The 15,243-nt window shown below is 65.4% G+C and carries 16 protein-coding genes; 6 read left to right on the plus strand and 10 right to left on the minus strand.

The features are described from left to right. The first annotated feature begins 27 nt into the window (after positions 1-27). On the plus strand, positions 28-2,016 hold the full coding sequence (locus Q1L50_RS08370; RefSeq protein ID WP_300337530.1) for a UvrD-helicase domain-containing protein: 1,989 nt from the start codon (positions 28-30) through the stop codon (positions 2,014-2,016). A gap of 169 nt (positions 2,017-2,185) precedes the next feature. After that, entirely contained in the window at positions 2,186-2,536 is a 351-nt protein-coding gene (locus Q1L50_RS08375) for a hypothetical protein (protein WP_300337490.1), read from the plus strand. Between the two features lie 791 nt (positions 2,537-3,327). On the opposite strand, the gene tolA is transcribed toward Q1L50_RS08375, so the two are convergent. The 10 genes from tolA to Q1L50_RS08425 all read right to left on the minus strand — a co-directional run bounded on the left by tolA (position 3,328) and on the right by Q1L50_RS08425 (position 11,028). Next, a complete protein-coding gene (gene tolA, locus Q1L50_RS08380; protein WP_366145227.1) occupies positions 3,328-4,371 on the minus strand; it encodes a cell envelope integrity protein TolA in 1,044 nt (347 codons plus the stop codon). Continuing rightward, positions 4,368-4,772 carry a protein TolR gene (gene tolR / locus Q1L50_RS08385; protein ID WP_300337492.1) on the minus strand — a complete coding sequence of 135 codons (405 nt, stop codon included), beginning with the start codon at positions 4,770-4,772 and terminating at the stop codon, positions 4,368-4,370. The genes tolA and tolR overlap by 4 nt, the downstream gene beginning before the upstream one ends. 4 nt (positions 4,773-4,776) lie before the next feature. After that, positions 4,777-5,454 (minus strand): protein TolQ, encoded by a 678-nt coding sequence (tolQ, locus tag Q1L50_RS08390; protein WP_300337493.1) that lies wholly within the window; start codon positions 5,452-5,454, stop codon positions 4,777-4,779. Further along, on the minus strand, positions 5,451-5,912 hold the full coding sequence (gene ybgC / locus Q1L50_RS08395; RefSeq protein ID WP_300337495.1) for a tol-pal system-associated acyl-CoA thioesterase: 462 nt from the start codon (positions 5,910-5,912) through the stop codon (positions 5,451-5,453). Before ybgC ends, tolQ begins: the two co-directional genes overlap by 4 nt. A 76-nt stretch (positions 5,913-5,988) precedes the next feature. Then, positions 5,989-7,053 (minus strand): Holliday junction branch migration DNA helicase RuvB, encoded by a 1,065-nt coding sequence (gene ruvB, locus Q1L50_RS08400; protein ID WP_300337496.1) that lies wholly within the window; start codon positions 7,051-7,053, stop codon positions 5,989-5,991. Further along, the gene (locus Q1L50_RS08405; RefSeq protein ID WP_300337498.1) at positions 7,050-8,135 is read right to left on the minus strand and encodes an AI-2E family transporter; all 1,086 of its coding nucleotides are present in this window, start codon (positions 8,133-8,135) and stop codon (positions 7,050-7,052) included. The genes ruvB and Q1L50_RS08405 overlap by 4 nt, the downstream gene beginning before the upstream one ends. Before the next feature lie 7 nt (positions 8,136-8,142). Next, on the minus strand, positions 8,143-8,718 hold the full coding sequence (gene ruvA / locus Q1L50_RS08410) for a Holliday junction branch migration protein RuvA (protein ID WP_300337500.1): 576 nt from the start codon (positions 8,716-8,718) through the stop codon (positions 8,143-8,145). Next, positions 8,715-9,281: a crossover junction endodeoxyribonuclease RuvC gene (gene ruvC / locus Q1L50_RS08415; protein WP_300337502.1), complete on the minus strand. Its 567-nt coding sequence runs from the start codon at positions 9,279-9,281 to the stop codon at positions 8,715-8,717. The genes ruvA and ruvC overlap by 4 nt, the downstream gene beginning before the upstream one ends. Beyond that, the gene (locus tag Q1L50_RS08420) at positions 9,278-10,159 is read right to left on the minus strand and encodes a DMT family transporter (RefSeq protein ID WP_300337504.1); all 882 of its coding nucleotides are present in this window, start codon (positions 10,157-10,159) and stop codon (positions 9,278-9,280) included. Before Q1L50_RS08420 ends, ruvC begins: the two co-directional genes overlap by 4 nt. A 137-nt stretch (positions 10,160-10,296) precedes the next feature. Further along, positions 10,297-11,028 (minus strand): IclR family transcriptional regulator, encoded by a 732-nt coding sequence (locus tag Q1L50_RS08425; protein ID WP_300337534.1) that lies wholly within the window; start codon positions 11,026-11,028, stop codon positions 10,297-10,299. A gap of 148 nt (positions 11,029-11,176) precedes the next feature. On the opposite strand from Q1L50_RS08425, the gene Q1L50_RS08430 reads away from it, so the two are divergent. From Q1L50_RS08430 to Q1L50_RS08445, 4 genes are all read left to right on the plus strand, one after another. Next, a complete protein-coding gene (locus Q1L50_RS08430; protein ID WP_300337506.1) occupies positions 11,177-11,917 on the plus strand; it encodes a (Fe-S)-binding protein in 741 nt (246 codons plus the stop codon). Further along, a complete protein-coding gene (locus tag Q1L50_RS08435; RefSeq protein WP_300337508.1) occupies positions 11,917-13,371 on the plus strand; it encodes a lactate utilization protein B in 1,455 nt (484 codons plus the stop codon). Before Q1L50_RS08430 ends, Q1L50_RS08435 begins: the two co-directional genes overlap by 1 nt. Positions 13,372-13,454: 83 nt before the next feature. After that, positions 13,455-14,171 carry an aldehyde dehydrogenase family protein gene (locus Q1L50_RS08440; protein WP_300337510.1) on the plus strand — a complete coding sequence of 239 codons (717 nt, stop codon included), beginning with the start codon at positions 13,455-13,457 and terminating at the stop codon, positions 14,169-14,171. Positions 14,172-14,196: 25 nt separating this feature from the next. Next, positions 14,197-15,153: a D-2-hydroxyacid dehydrogenase gene (locus Q1L50_RS08445; protein WP_300337512.1), complete on the plus strand. Its 957-nt coding sequence runs from the start codon at positions 14,197-14,199 to the stop codon at positions 15,151-15,153. The last annotated feature ends 90 nt before the right edge of the window (positions 15,154-15,243 follow it).

Genomic DNA, 15,243 nt, shown 5'->3' on the forward strand with positions numbered 1-15,243 from the left:
GAATCGCCCCCCTTTCAGCCTGATCCCTTGATGTCGTCCCCCAACGCCGCGCAACGCGAAGCAATTCGCTATCTCGACGGTCCGCTGCTGGTCCTGGCGGGTGCCGGCTCGGGCAAAACGCGGGTGATCACCGAGAAGATCGCCTACCTGATCGAATCCTGCGGCTTCAGCCCGGCCAACATCGCCGCGATCACCTTCACCAACAAGGCGGCGAAGGAGATGCAGGAGCGGGTCAACAAGCTGCTCGCCGGCAGGCCGGCGGCCGGGCTGACGATCTCTACTTTTCACGCGCTCGGCGTGCGCATCCTGCGCGAAGAAGCCCGCACGCTCGGCTACAAGCCCAACTTTTCAATTCTCGACGCCACCGACTGCTCGGCCATCGTCTCGGAACTCGCCGGCAGCGTCGACAAGGCGACTATCCGAAAGGTGCAATCGCTGATCTCGAACTGGAAAAACGCGCTGCGTTCGCCGGACGAGGCGCGCAAGGATGCCCGGAACGATACGGAACTCAGCGCCGCCAACGCCTTTGCCAGTTATTCGGCGACCCTGCAAGCGTACCAGGCGGTCGATTTCGACGATCTGATCGCGCTGCCGGTGGCCCTCTTCGAAAACCATCCAGAGCTGCGCGGGAAGTGGCAGAACCGCCTGCGCTACCTGCTGATCGACGAGTACCAGGACACCAACGCCAGCCAGTACAGACTGCTCAAGCTGCTGGCCGGACCGCGCGCGGCGTTTACCGCGGTAGGCGACGACGACCAGGCGATCTATGGCTGGCGCGGTGCCGACATCGAGAACCTGCGCGGACTGCCGCGCGACTACCCGAGCCTCAAGCTGATCAAGCTCGAACAGAACTATCGGTCGACGGTACGCATCCTCAAGGCCGCCAACGCGCTGATCTCGCACAACGAGAAACTGTTCGACAAGCAGCTGTGGTCAGACCTCGGCCACGGCGACCCGATCACCGTCAGCATCTGCCAGGACAACGAAAAGGAGGCCGAGGCGGTGGTGATGAAGCTGCAGGCGCACCGCTTCGAACATCGCGGGACCTTTCGCGACTACGCGATCCTCTATCGCGGCAACTTCCAGGCGCGAGCGCTCGAACAGTTCCTCCGCAACCAGCGCATCCCCTATCTGTTGTCCGGCGGCCAGTCCTTCTTCGAGAAGGCCGAGATCAAGGACATCACCGCGTACCTGCGTCTGCTGGCGAATGAGGACGACGACCCGGCCTTCATCCGCGCCGTCAGCACCCCCAGGCGAGGCGTCGGCGCCAGCACCCTGCAGGCGCTCGGAAGCTATGCCGGCGAACGTCACCGCTCGCTGTTCGCGGCGGCCACCGAGCAAGGTTTCGCGCAACGCGTCCCGGGACGTCAACTCGCCCCGCTGCTCGAGTTCTGCGAGTTCATCGAGCGCCTGCAGGAACGTGCCCGTCGCGAGCCGGCCGCGCCGGTAGTCGCCGACCTGCTCAAGGCCATAGCCTACGAAGACTGGCTGAACGAGCACGACGAAAAGCGTGCGGCGCGAAGCAAATGGAGCAACGTCCAGGAGTTCTGCGACTGGCTGGGCAGGAAGGGCAGCGAAGAAAGCAGGACCCTGGTCGACCTCACCCAGACCATCGCCCTGATCACCATGCTCGACCAGAAGGAAGCCGACGTCGACGCGGTGCAGCTGTCGACCTTGCACGCGGCCAAGGGGCTGGAGTTCAGGCACGTCTTTCTGATCGGCATCGAGGAGGGGGTTCTGCCACACCGCGAAGCACAGGCCGACGGGCGCATCGAAGAGGAGCGCCGGCTGATGTACGTGGGCATTACCCGTGCGCAGCGGTCGCTGCACCTGAGCTATGGCGAGCGACGGAAGCAGGGCCGCGAAACGATTCCCTGCGAGCCGTCGCGATTCATCACCGAGATGGGTAGCGAAGACCTGCGCTTTTCGGGCGGCCAGAGCGCAGCCGCGCCGGACAAGGCCACCAACTCCGACCGGCTGGCGGCGATGAAAGCGATGCTTGCCAAAGCCAGATGAAGCGCGATCCCGAGGACCGCGATGCAGTTACAGTGGGTTACGCGACGTTACGCATGCCCTGACATCGCGCTTGCGGGCCGCCGCGTTACTGGTGGCAAGGCCGAAACGAAACAATGGAAACACGGAACCGGCCGAGCGAACCTACACCAACCAACGTCAGGAGACCCACATGTTCAAGAACATCATCGCCCTCGCCCTCGCCGCTGCCGTCACCACCGTCGCCTTCGCAGAGACCCCGGCTGCCACTGGCGCAACCAAGGCCGTTGAGGCGGCCAAGCCAGCTGTTGCCGCACCGGCCGCGGCAACCCCCGCTATCGCAACCCCGGCGGTCACCGCCACGGCAGTGACCGCGACCGCCAAGCCCGAGGTGTTGGCCGAAGGGAAGATGCATGACGCCAAACCGACAGTGAAAGCGACCACCCACAAGACCGCACCGAAGTCTGCCGCGACCGGAAAAATGGAAGCCACCCCGGCCGCCACAGGCGTCGCCCCAGCTACCGTTCCGGCTGTAACCAAGTAAGCCTGGAGACCTCCGGAACGGTTGGAGACACTTCCGAGCGCAGTCGAGTAGGGGACGGAGATCCCTCCGTCACCCACTCACAGCACCCGACCTGCGGTTCAGCATCCGGCGGCTCATTGAACCCACCGGAGTCGTTGCCGTGTATCGCGCAACGGCTCCAGACCGAGACGATCAAAGAAAGATCCCGGAAAGCCTGGTTGGTGTGGCTCGCGCCACTGTGCCAGCACAGCCCACCTTGGTGGCAGGCGGAACGCCGAGCGCACTCAATCGCCAGCCCCGCCTTCCTCAGGTTAGTGGCACCGAGTATCACCGTCGGACTGCGCTGCGGCGATGACCGGAAAGCGGATTGACCATCGCCACCTGGCGACTCAGGCAAGCTGGCCAGTCGGTACTATTGACCTGCTCGGCAGATTTCGCGGTGGCTTCGAAATCCGACATCCAGGCAACCTTCTTGTCGCTGCGCTCGAAGGCGACACAGCCACTCTCGTCCGGTGACGTAGATCCCGAGTGGCGTACGGCGCCCAAGCCTTGATGCCCACGTACGTCCAGCCACAAACCGGGTTGATCCGATACCAGTGCAAGTGCAGGCAGCGGCAGTTGCGCCGGACGACTTCCAGGCGTTGCGCCTGGCGATTGCCGTCGACGGCCAACGAAACACAAGGCTCAGTCACCGAGCAGAAGCAGGCCAGGCCTTTGCTAGGCTTGCTCGGGAGCAGCACAGGCCATCGCTTCATTGGATCATCCACCTGGCCTGATGACGGCGGTCGTTGTCGTCGCGCTCGCGGGACCCGCTATTCGTCACGTGGGCGGTAGGGGATGTTCAGGATGCGCTCGAAGAGCTCCGGCTGCGGGGGCTTGGGCAAGGGTGAAGACTTACGGATCGCACGTTCGACGGCGGCATCGAGTGCCGGGTTGCCGCTTGACCGACGAATCTTGACGTCGAGCACGTCGCCGGAGGGCAGCTGCGTTACCTCGAACACGGCTTCGGGGTTACCTTGGACACCGGGCGGTAAAGCGATGTTGCCGCGAATCTTGCCACGAACCGCGTCTCTGTACTTGGCCAGGCCGCGCGCGCGTTCGGCTGCTGCCTCCTCGGCCTGCAACTCCTTGCGCTGACGCGCCTCGGCGTCAGCACGTGCGCGCTGATCGCGAACCGCTTTCTCTGCTGCCTTCTCGGCTGCTTTTTCCTTTGCTTCCTGCGCCGCTTTCTGTTGTTGCAGCTGCTTCTGCTCTCGTTTCAGTTCATCTTCGAAACTTGGCCGTGGTTCCGGCTTCGGCTCCTCCTTCTTCGGTGCCTCCTTGGGCTTCGGCTCCTCCTTCTTCGGCGGCTCCTTGGGCTTCGGCTCTTCTTTCTTCGGTGCTTCCCTGGGCTTTGGCTCTTCTTTCCTTGGTGTCTCTTTCGGCTTCGGATCCTCTTTCTTCGGCTGTTCCTTGACCTTCCTGTCTTCCTTCAGAGGGATATCCGGCTTGACCACGGGCTTGGGCTCCGGCTTCGGCTCGGGTTTGGCGATCGGCTTCGGCTCGGGCTTGGGCGCCGGCTTCGGTACGGGTTGGGGCTCTGGCTTCGGTTCTGGCTTCGGTTCTGGCCTGGGTTCAGGCCTTGTGGGCGGCACTTCTACGGGTCGGCTGGCGGCCGTCGGCGCTGGCGCGCTACGCCAGACTTCGACCTCGACCGATTTTGGCGCCTGGCTTTTCCATTGCACGCCGAAGAACAGCGCCGCGATCAGCAGCAGGTGCACGATCGCCGACAGAGCCAGCGACGGCCATTTGGCCGGATCGTCGGTTGGCAGCGGTCGCGTTGCGGCGTCTTCGGGTTCCACGGCTCGGCAACTCACTTGCCGGTTGGCTGAACGAGCAGGCCGATGCGCTTGACGTCCTGCCGCTGCAGGTCGTCCATGACCTTGAGCACTGCTTCGTACTTGACGCTGCGGTGACCGGCGATGACCACCGCCTGCTCCGGGTTCTTCGCCTGTGCGGCGAGGATCGCCGCCGACAACTCGCTACGGCTGATCGTACGCTCGTGATCTCCCGGCGCCAGCAGCGCCAGCGAGCCGTCGGCGCGGATCAGCACCTGCAGCGCTTCGGCCGGCGGCTGTGCCGCTTTTCCGACCGACGGCACGTCGATGCTGGCGGTGGTCATCATCGGCGCGGTAACCATGAAGATGACCAGCAGCACCAGCATGACGTCGATATACGGGACGACGTTGATCTCGTTCTTCAGACGGCGTGGACGCATGGCCTTACCTCACCTGCCGTTGCAGGATGTTCGAGAATTCCTCCATGAACGACTCGAAGCGCGACGAGAGGCGGTCGATCTCGTGCGCGAAGCGGTTGTAGGCGACCACCGCCGGAATCGCCGCGAAGAGGCCGATGGCCGTCGCCACCAGCGCTTCGGCGATGCCCGGCGCAACCGCCGAGAGCGTCGCCTGGCCGACGTTGGAGAGGCCCCGGAACGAGTGCATGATTCCCCAGACCGTTCCGAACAGTCCCACGTAGGGACTTACCGAGCCGACCGAAGCGAGAAAGGCGAGGTGCGAGTCGATGCTGTCCATCTCGCGCTGGTAGGTGGCACGCATGGCGCGTCGCGAGCCGTCGATCACGTCTTTGGCATCGAGGTTCTTCTGGCTGCGCAGCTTGGTGAATTCGCGAAAGCCGGCCTCGAAGATGCGCTCCATGCTGCCGGTACTGTGGCGATCGTTGATTGCGCTCTGGTACAGGCTGTTGAGATCGCCGCCGCTCCAGAAGTCACGCTCGAACTGTTCGGTTTGCCGTCGCGCCGCCTTGACCGTGAACCACTTGCGGAAAATGTAATACCAGGACATGAACGAGACGCCGGCCAGCAGCAGCATCACTGCCTGGACGACGGCGCTGGCGTTGAGGATCAGGTGCAGGATCGAGAGGTCTTGCGAGACGTTCATTGCAGGGCTTCCAGTTTGGACCGCAGAAACGCGGGGATCGAGGTCGGTTTCATCAGCGCCGAGTTTACACAAACGATGTGGATTGCGGCGCTGACCAGTTCCACCCAGCCTCGATCCACGCCGTCGACGCGGTCAACGCTCTCTTCGGCGCGCCGGATGTACTGGCGAAAGAAGATCTGGGCGCGGCTGATCTTTTCCACTTCCAGGCTTACCAGCAGTTGGTCGTCGAGGCGCGCGGGTTTCAGGTAATCGACCTTGGCGCTGCGAACCACGAAAGCGACGCCGGGGTCGCGCAGCAAATCCGCCTGCTGGTGCCCGATCGCGCGCAACCACTCGGTACGACAGCGTTCCAGAAACTTGAGATAGTTGGCGTAGTAGACGACGCCACCGGCATCGGTGTCTTCGTAGTAGATACGTACTGGAAGCGAAAAGGCATTGGGTCTGTGCTGGTATTTCATGGCCGGATGGGATTCTAGTCCAGCGTGCGGCTGGCAGATGTAAGGTTTTGTGACCAGGCGGGCCTGGCGCGCCGGCTCAGGGACTCCGCCAGAGTTCGGCCTGCGCCTCCGCAAGCGGGTTGGCGAGCCCGAGGTGTCGATAGATGGCCGGCGTCGCCACCCGGCCGCGCGGCGTGCGCTGCAGGAAGCCCTGCTGGATCAGATACGGTTCAAGGACATCCTCGATGGTATCGCGCGCTTCGCCGATCGCCGCGGCGAGGTTGTCGACGCCGACCGGGCCGCCGCCGAACTTGTCGATCACCGCCGCCAGCAGCTTGCGGTCCATCACGTCGAGCCCGCCGTGGTCGACGTCGAGCATCAGCAGTGCTGCATCGGCGACCTCGCTGGTGATCCGGCCGGCGGCCCTGACCTCGGCGAAATCGCGTACCCGCCGCAGCAGCCGGTTGGCGACCCTTGGCGTGCCCCGCGAACGTCTGGCGATCTCCAGCGCGCCGGCCGGATCGGCCGGCACCTTGAGCAGCTGCGACGAGCGGGTGACGATCAGCGTCAACTCGTCGGGAGTGTAGAACTCGAGCCTGGAGACGATCCCGAAGCGGTCGCGCAGCGGGTTGGTCAGCATGCCGGCGCGGGTCGTCGCCCCGACCAGCGTGAATGGCGGCAGATCGAGCTTGACCGAACGCGCCGCCGGGCCCTCGCCGATCATGATGTCGATCTGGAAGTCCTCCAGCGCCGGATAGAGGATCTCTTCGACCACCGGTGACAGCCGGTGGATCTCGTCGATGAACAGCACGTCGTGCGGCTCGAGGTTGGTCAGGATCGCAGCCAGGTCGCCGGCACGTTCGAGCACCGGGCCCGAAGTCGAGCGCAGGTTGACGCCCATCTCGGTGGCGATGATATGCGCCAGCGTCGTCTTGCCGAGTCCGGGCGGACCGAACAGCAGAACGTGGTCGAGCGTGTCGCTGCGCCGCCTGGCGGCTTCGATGAAGATCGACAGCTGCTCGCGAATCTTCGCCTGGCCAACATACTCGGCCAGCCGCTTGGGCCGCAAGGCGCGCTCGATCGCCTCTTCCTGGGTCGACTTCGACTCGCCAGCGATCAGCCGGTCGATCGGAACGGCGCTCAGGTCGTCGGTCTGGATCATCTGGTTTCCCTAACGGCCGCAGCCGCAGTGGGCGTCTCCGGGACAGCGTAAGCCAGCCACTCGCGAATCAGCACCTGCCCGAGGGCGAGCAGGGTGGGCCCGAGGAAAATGCCGATGAAGCCGAAGACCAGCACCCCGCCAAAAACGCCGACGACGATCAACAGCAGCGGCAGGCTGGCGCTGCGCGAAATCAGGATCGGTTTGAGAAAGTTGTCGACGCTGCTGATACCGAACATGCCCCACAACACCATGAACACCGCCCAGCCGGTCTGGCCGCCGTTGTAAAGCCAGATCGCGGCACCCAGCCAGATCAGCGTCGCCCCGATGACCGGCACCATCGAGAAGAAGAAGGTGGCAAAAGTCAGGGCGATGACCCCCGGAACGCCGGCGATGATGAATCCGAGCATGGCCACCAGCGCCTGCGCCGCGGCGGTGCCGACGATCCCGGCCATTACCCCGGTAACCGTTCCTTCGGCCAGCGTCAGCATCCGTTCGCCGAGGTCGCCACCGAGCATGCGGCTGCCGGTGAGCAAGGCATCGGCATAGATGTGGGTGTCGCGAAAGATGAAGAAAACGAAGAAGATCACCAGCACCAGCTGAAGCAGTCCCTGCGCGAACAGCCCTACGGCAGCCAGAGCGAACTTGCGGGTCGGGTCGAAAACCTGGCGCAGCAGGTTGTTCATCTCTTCCCGGCTATCGGCCAGGTCCTGCCAGTAGCGGGTAATATCCGGCCCGACGATCGGCAGATCAGCGATCCACTGCGGGGGCTCGGGTGGGAGGCCGGTCTCGAGCAGCGGCTTCAGCGCGCGGACGCCCATCTGAACCCCGTCGGCGAGCGTCCCCGAGAGCAGCGCCATCGGCACCACGAGCAGCAGCAGCAGCAGGATCGACAGCAGCAGCGCAGCGAGGTTGCTGCGGCCACCGCAGAGAGTCAGCAAGCGGTTGCGGATCGGCAGGGTCGTGAGGCAAATCACGATGGCGAACAACAGGGTGCCGGTAAACGGCAGCAGGACTGCGACACAGCCGACCAACAACAGCGCCACCAGGGCGATCTGGATAAGTTGTTTGTGGCTGGGATTCATGGCCGGTTCAGACCCTTGAGAGCAGCTTGAGCGCCTGCCGAATGCCGTCGGATGTAGTGCTGTCGGCCGGCAGCTGTTTCATCGCTGCACCGGCTTCGCGTTCATTGTAACCCAGCGCCAGCAGTGCATTGAGAATGTCACTGCGGCTGGAATCGGCGGCGACGACCGTTGTCGGCAGCGCTTCGGCCAGCTTGCCCTTGAGTTCGAGCAGCAGCCGCTCGGCCGTCTTGGTGCCGATGCCGGGCACTTTGATCAGGCGTCCGACCTCCTGGCGGGCAACCACCTGCGCCAGATCGCCCACCGACAGCCCGGACAGGACCGACAGCGCCAGACGCGCGCCGACGCCGGTGATCTTCAACAGTTGGCGAAAGGCGAAACGCTCGCCTTCGCTGGCAAAACCGTAGAGGAAGTGACCGTCCTCGCGAACCACGAAGTGGGTGAGTAGACTGAGCTTTTCGCCGTTCTCCGGCAGGTTGTAGAAAGTGCTCATCGGGACGTCGAGCTCGTAGCCGACGCCATGCACGTCGACCACCACCTGCGGCGGATTCTTTTCCACCAGGATTCCGCTGAGGCGGCTGATCATCGTTTCTTCTCCTTGCCAACGATCAAACGGCCGTTGCGCACGTGCAGCCCGCGGCTGCCGATGCCGCCCAGCCCCTGTCCGCCATGCGCGTGCGCGATCGCGCAGGCCAGCGCGTCGGCGGCGTCCGCGCCGGGTTCTCCCGACAGGGACAACAGGCGCCGCACCATATGTTGTACCTGCACTTTGTCGGCATGGCCGTTGCCGACCACCGCCTGCTTGACCTGCAAGGCGGTGTACTCGGCGACCACGACGCCGCTGGCGACCAGCGCGGTGATCGCCGCGCCGCGCGCCTGACCGAGCAGCAGCGTCGATTGCGGGTTGACATTGACGAAAACGATTTCGACGGCCGCCTGGTCGGGTCGGTGCCGGTCGATCAGCTCGCGCAAACCGGCGTGAATCATCCCCAGGCGACTCGGCAGCGAGTCGCCGGCGTCGGTCTTGATACAGCCGCTGGCGAGGTAGGCGAGGCGGCTTCCGGCCTTCTCGATCAGGCCGAAGCCGGTGATCCGCAGGCCCGGGTCAATTCCGAGAATGCGCAGCACCGCCGGCCCGGCGTCGTTCATCGGGCGGTCGCCCGCGCCAGATAGACGCCGCTTACCGCCAGCACCATCCCGGCCACCGCCAGCGCCCCGAGCGTCTCGCCGAAAAGCAACCAGGCGATCAGCGCGGTGCTCGGTGGCGTCAGGTAGAACAGGGTCGCGACATTCACCGCGCTGCCACTGCGAATCAGCACATTGAGCAGGCTGATCGCGCCGACCGAGAGCACCAGGACCAGCCACAGCAGGGCAAAGACAAATTGCGGCGTCCACTCGATGCGCATGCTTTCGGTCGCCCAGGCGACCAGCGCCGTGAGCACCGCAGCCGGCAGGAACTGGATCAGCGAACCGGTGCGCAGGTCGAAACGTGGGCAGAAGCGCTTCTGATACAAGGTTCCCAGGGTGATTCCCAGCAGCGCCGCGACGGCCGGAACGAGCATTCCCGCCAGCGGCACGTCGCCGAGCTTGTTGGCCACCACCAGGGTCACCCCGATAAAGCCGAGCAGCAGTCCCAGCCATTGCCTTGGCGAGACGCGTTCGCCGAGCAGCAAGCCGACCCCGCAGGCGGTCAGCAGCGGCTGCATGCCGACCACCAGCGCGGTGACGCCAGCGGGCAAGCCGTGCTTGATGGCCATGAAGACCCCTCCCAGGTAGAGCGCGTGCACCAGCAGGCCGGAAACCCCGATGTGCATCACCTGGCGCGCATCTGCCGGCCAGGGCGCGCGCGTCAGCAGCACCAGGGGAATCATCAAGGCCAGCACCAGCAGGTAGCGGGTGAGCAGAAAGGTCAGCGGCTCGGCGTACGGCAGGCCAAACTTGGCGCCGATGAAACCGGTGCTCCACAGGAAGACGAAAAGAAACGGCAAGCACGCCGACAGACGGGCCTTGTGGTTCGCTGGTGACATGAATTCGCATCCGGACGCAACACCGGAGTGTACCAAGCATCGGCGTGGCAATGGTGGCCAAGACGGCCGCTGACGCCAGTGCGCACGCCAGGGCGGCCGCGACCTTGGCGGCAACGATCAGCGCCGCCGCTCGGGGCTCACTTGCGCTGCGGTGGCCGATACCCCAGAGCCAGCGAGATCGCCCTGGCGCTGGCCTTGATCGACTTCACCCAGTCCGGATCAAGACGATCACTGGGCGCCGATACCGACAGCCCAGCGGCGATCTGGCCCTCGTCGTCGAGAACCGGTGCGGCTATGCAGCGCAGGCCGATCTCTGCTTCCTCGTTGTCAAAAGCCACTTCGTGCCGGCGGATCTTGTCGAGTTCCTTTTCCAGCGCGTCGAACTGGGTCAGCGAATGCGGCGTCTTGCCCGGCAGGCCCGTCCGTCGCGCATAGGAACGAACGTCGGCGGCGGCGTCGGCGGCGAGAAACAGCTTGCCCACCGAAGTCAGGTGCAGTGGTGCGCGACCGCCAACCAGATAGACGACGCGGATGAGCGAGCGGCCACTCGACGTCCGTTCGACGTAAACGATCTCGTCGTCGTGACGGATGCCCAGATTGACCGCTTCGCCGACGATCTCGTGCAGTTGCTGCATGTACGGCAAGGCGACCTGGCGGATGTTGATTCGCGACTTGACCAGGTTGCCCAACTCCAGCAGCCGGATCCCGAGCGCGTAGGTGCCGGTGTCGTGTCGCTCGACGATGGCGGCGCTGGTCATCGCCGCCAGGATGCGGTGCGCCGTCGACGGATGCAGGCCGGTGCTCCTGGCCAGCAGCTTGAGGGTCGCCGGTTCCGGCTGGTCGGCCAGCACCGCCAGTAGCGACATCATGCGTTCGATGACCTGGATCGACCCCTTCTCTGCCTGCTGTTCCGCTGTCACCTTCCTGTCCAACCTTCCGTTTTGGCCTGCGGGGGAATACTATTGGGCGCTCCGCCACTCGCCCACCGTACCTTGTGCGGCGCAACATCTTACCATCATGCGCGTTGCCCTGTTCGTCACCTGCCTGGTCGATCTGCTGCGCCCGAGTGTCGGCTTCGCGGCAATCGAGCTGCTCGAGGCCGCGCGGTGTACGGTCGAGGTGCCGGAGACCCAGACCTGCTGCGGCCAGCCGGCGTACAACGCCGGCGACCGCGCCGCGGCGGTCGCGCTGGCCAGGAAAACGGTCGCCGAGTGCGAAGACTTCGATTACCTGGTGGTTCCCAGCGGTTCGTGCGCCGACCAGATCAGGAACGCCTACCCGGCGCTGCTGGCTGACGATCCGCACTGGCGCACCCGCGCCGAGCGCCTGGCCGGGCGGACCTACGAACTCACCGATTTCCTGGTCACCGTCCTGCAAGTCGAATCGGTGCCGGGCGATTTCGCCGGCAGCGTGACTTACCACGATTCGTGCAGCGGCCTGCGCGGCCTGCAAATCAGGGAACAGCCACGCGCGCTGCTGCGCCGGGTGCCCGGCCTGACGCTGCGGGAAATGCCGGCGGCCGAAGAGTGCTGCGGTTTTGGCGGCGCCTTCTCGGTCAAGTTCGGCGACATCTCGGCAGCGATCGCCGAGCAGAAATGCGTCAATGCACGGCTGGTCGCCACCGATGCGGTGGTCGGTGGCGACCTCGGCTGCCTGCTGAACATCGAAGGCAAGTTGCGCCGCATGGGCGACCGGCACACCCGCGTGCTGCACGTCGCCGAAGTGCTGGCCGGGACTTCCGACAGGACCAGCGGCTGATGCAGCAGCAGTCGATGTTCTTCAAGGCGCGCGCCGGCGCGATGCTCGCCGACCGCAGGCTGCAGGCCAATCTGAGCCAGGCCAGGGACAAATTCGTCGACACGCGCGCGCAGGCGATTCGCGATTACGAACAGGAAGAGGGAGGCAATTTCGAAGCCTTGCGCGCCGCCGGTGAGGCGATTCGCCAGCGCGTGATCGGCGATCTCGACAGCTGGCTCGAGGTCTTCGAGGAAAGGGCCACGGCAAGCGGCGCGACCGTCCTTTGGGCCCGTGACGGGCAGGAGGTCTGCGGGCTGGTGGTCGACATCGCCAGACGGCACGGCGTGCTCAAGGCGATCAAGTCCAAGTCGATGGTCTCCGAGGAGGCCGGCCTCAACCAGGTGCTGGCGGCCGCCGGGATCCGGCCGGTGGAGACCGACCTCGGCGAGTACATCCTGCAGATTGCCGGCAACGAGCCGCCGTCGCACATCATCGCACCGGTCATGCACAAGAACGTCGATCAGGTCGCCGACCTCTTCGCCAGTACGCACGGCACCGCCCGCAAGACCGACATCCCGTCGCTGACGCGTGAAGCGCGCGAAGTCCTGCGCGAACACTTCGTCAGCGCCGAGATGGGGATTTCCGGCGCCAACTTCCTGATCGCCGAGACCGGCAGCGCGGCGCTGGTCACCAACGAGGGTAACGGCCGGATGGTGAGCACGCTGCCGAAAGTGCACGTGGTGATTACCGGTATCGAAAAGATCGTTCCGACGCTCGCCGATCTTGCCACCCTGATGCGTCTGCTGCCGCGCTCGGCAACCGGTCAGGCGATCTCCAGCTATGTTTCGCTGCTCACCGGCAACGGGCGCCGGAGCGCGGCGGCTGGCGATCCGGACGGTCCGGATGCTGCCGACGGTCCCGAGCAGATGGTCTTCATCCTGGTCGACAACGGCCGCGTCGGACTGCTCGGCGGCGACTTCCAGCAGATGCTCGCCTGCATCCGCTGCGGCGCCTGCCTGAACCACTGCCCCGTCTATCAGACGATCGGCGGCCACGCTTACGGCTGGGTCTATCCCGGGCCAATGGGTTCGATCCTGACGCCGCTGTTCGGCGGCATCGAAAAAGCTCTCGACCTGCCGCAGGCCTCGACGCTGTGTCAGCGCTGCAGCGAAATCTGTCCGGTGCGCATCCCGCTGCCCGGACTGCTGCGCCAGCTGCGCGAGCGACAGACTCGCGAGGGCTGGCGGCCGCGCAGCGAGCGTTTCGGCTTGCGGCTATGGGCCTGGCTGGCGGCACGGCCGACACTGTACGCGCTGGGTACGCGCATCGCCGTGCGCTATCTGAACTGGCTGGCCGGTGGCCGCGACCGAATCGAAGTGCTCGGGATAACGGCAAACTGGACCGCCGGCCGTGATCTTCCCGCGCCGCAGGGCAAGACCTTTCGCCAGCTTTATCGCCAGCGGCGACGAGCGTAGTCAGACACCCGAGCACCAGCAAGCACCAGGACCATGAAATACTCGACCAACCAGCAGCCCTCGCCAAGGAGTGCAGTTTCCAAATGACGTTAGATCCCGACGAGATCCTGGCCATTCCGCTATGGATCAATGGCCACGCCTACCTGACCATGGCGCCAAGTTTTTTTGACGTCCGCGACCCACGCAGCGGCCAGGTCAGACGGCGCACGCCGATGTGTGGCGCCTCCGAAGCGCGCGCCGCGGTGGACGCCGCGCAAGCCGCGCTTGCCGGCTGGGCCGCGCGAACGGTTGGCGAGCGCGCAGCGCTGCTGGCGGCGCTCGGGGATGCGCTGGCCGAATACGAGCAGCACTTCGCCGGCATGATCGCCGAGGAGACCGGCAAGGACACGGCGCTGGCCGCGGCCGAAGTCGGCGAAGCCCTGCTCCTGCTGCGAGCCGCGGCGTCGAACACGGAGACGGCCACGACCACCGGCGGCGCGGCGGTGGTGGCCATTGTCAGCGACGACAGCGCGCCGCTGGTGGGCCCGCTGCGGCACGCCGTGCCGGCGCTGCTGGCCGGTGCAACGCTGGTCATCAAGCCCAGTCCGAGAGCGCCATCGCCGGCCTTCGCGCTGGCCGAACTGACCGCCGACAGCGATTTTCCGGGCGGCGTCTTCAACGTCCTGCACGGCGACCTCGCGGCGATCGAGGGGCTCTGTGCCGCCAGCGACGTGAGCCTGCTGCTCTTCGCCGGCGACCCGGCGCTGGGCGCCAGGGTCGCCACCATCGCCACCCGCCACGGCAAGCCCTTTGTGGACTGAGGCCAGGATCGAGGTCAAACGCGCCATGCACAGAATCGTCTATCTCGAACGCGAATCGATCATCGCCGATGTTCGCCGGCCCGATTTTCCGCATCACTGGGCCGAACACCCGAAAACGCTTCAGCACGAGGTCAGGGGGCGGCTGGCCGGAGCGACCATGGCGATCGTCAACAAGCTGCAGATCGATGCCGAGCTGATCGCCGCGCTGCCGGCCTTGCAGATGGTCGCCGTCGCGGCGACCGGCACCAACAACGTCGACCTCGACGCCTGCCGCGCGCGCGGCATTGTCGTCTCGAACGTCCGCGGTTACGCGGCGCACACCGTTCCCGAGCATGTGCTGGCCCTGTTGCTGACGCTGTCGCGCAATATCCTCGCCTATCGGCTGGCGGTCGCCGACGGCAAGTGGCAACGGTCCGAGCAGTTCTGTTTTTTCGATTACCCGATTCGCGACCTGCACGGCGCGACGCTGGCGCTGATCGGCAGCGGCAGCCTCGGCAACGCCGTCGCCAGACTGGCCGGCGCTTTCGGGATGCACGTCCTGCGCTGCGAGCGCAAGGACGCGACGAGCATACGGCCGGGTTACACACCCTTCGTCGAAGGCTTGGGCCGAGCCGACGCGGTCTCGCTGCACTGCCCCCTGACCGCCGCAACGACCCACCTGATCGGCGAGTCCGAGCTGCGCGCGATGAAACCGTCGGCGCTGCTGATCAACACCGCGCGCGGCGGCCTGGTCGACGAAGCGGCACTGGCCAGGGCCTTGCACGAAGGCTGGATCGCCGGTGCCGGTTTCGACGTGCTGAGCGTCGAACCACCGCGTGCCGGCAACGTCCTGCTGGCGCCGGATCTGCTGGCGTTGCCGAATTTCGTGTTGACGCCGCACGTCGCCTGGGCCAGCCGGCCGGCAATGCAGGCGCTGGCCGACCTGCTGATCGCCAACCTCGAAGCTTTCGCCCGCGGCGAACCGCAGCACCGCGTCGCCTGAAAGCAGTGTGGAAGAAGACATGGCGCTTGCCCGTATATGTAAATGACATGGCGCTTGGCGTGGTTGCGCGGATGATCGAGGATTGGCCAG

This window comes from Accumulibacter sp., from assembly GCF_029255145.1.
In the GTDB taxonomy this organism is placed as follows: Bacteria; Pseudomonadota; Gammaproteobacteria; order Burkholderiales; family Rhodocyclaceae; genus Accumulibacter.

Excerpts from the sequence above, each read along its gene's own strand:
- Q1L50_RS08375 (WP_300337490.1), top strand. The coding sequence starts at position 2,186 with ATGTTCAAGAACATCATCGCCCTCGCCCTCGCCGCTGCCGTCACCACC.
- tolR (WP_300337492.1), bottom strand. The coding sequence starts at position 4,772 with ATGCGTCCACGCCGTCTGAAGAACGAGATCAACGTCGTCCCGTATATC.
- tolQ (WP_300337493.1), bottom strand. The coding sequence starts at position 5,454 with ATGAACGTCTCGCAAGACCTCTCGATCCTGCACCTGATCCTCAACGCC.
- ybgC (WP_300337495.1), bottom strand. The coding sequence starts at position 5,912 with ATGAAATACCAGCACAGACCCAATGCCTTTTCGCTTCCAGTACGTATC.
- ruvB (WP_300337496.1), bottom strand. The coding sequence starts at position 7,053 with ATGATCCAGACCGACGACCTGAGCGCCGTTCCGATCGACCGGCTGATC.
- Q1L50_RS08405 (WP_300337498.1), bottom strand. The coding sequence starts at position 8,135 with ATGAATCCCAGCCACAAACAACTTATCCAGATCGCCCTGGTGGCGCTG.
- ruvA (WP_300337500.1), bottom strand. The coding sequence starts at position 8,718 with ATGATCAGCCGCCTCAGCGGAATCCTGGTGGAAAAGAATCCGCCGCAG.
- ruvC (WP_300337502.1), bottom strand. The coding sequence starts at position 9,281 with ATGAACGACGCCGGGCCGGCGGTGCTGCGCATTCTCGGAATTGACCCG.
- Q1L50_RS08420 (WP_300337504.1), bottom strand. The coding sequence starts at position 10,159 with ATGTCACCAGCGAACCACAAGGCCCGTCTGTCGGCGTGCTTGCCGTTT.
- Q1L50_RS08425 (WP_300337534.1), bottom strand. The coding sequence starts at position 11,028 with ATGATGTCGCTACTGGCGGTGCTGGCCGACCAGCCGGAACCGGCGACC.
- Q1L50_RS08430 (WP_300337506.1), top strand. The coding sequence starts at position 11,177 with ATGCGCGTTGCCCTGTTCGTCACCTGCCTGGTCGATCTGCTGCGCCCG.
- Q1L50_RS08435 (WP_300337508.1), top strand. The coding sequence starts at position 11,917 with ATGCAGCAGCAGTCGATGTTCTTCAAGGCGCGCGCCGGCGCGATGCTC.
- Q1L50_RS08440 (WP_300337510.1), top strand. The coding sequence starts at position 13,455 with ATGACGTTAGATCCCGACGAGATCCTGGCCATTCCGCTATGGATCAAT.
- Q1L50_RS08445 (WP_300337512.1), top strand. The coding sequence starts at position 14,197 with ATGCACAGAATCGTCTATCTCGAACGCGAATCGATCATCGCCGATGTT.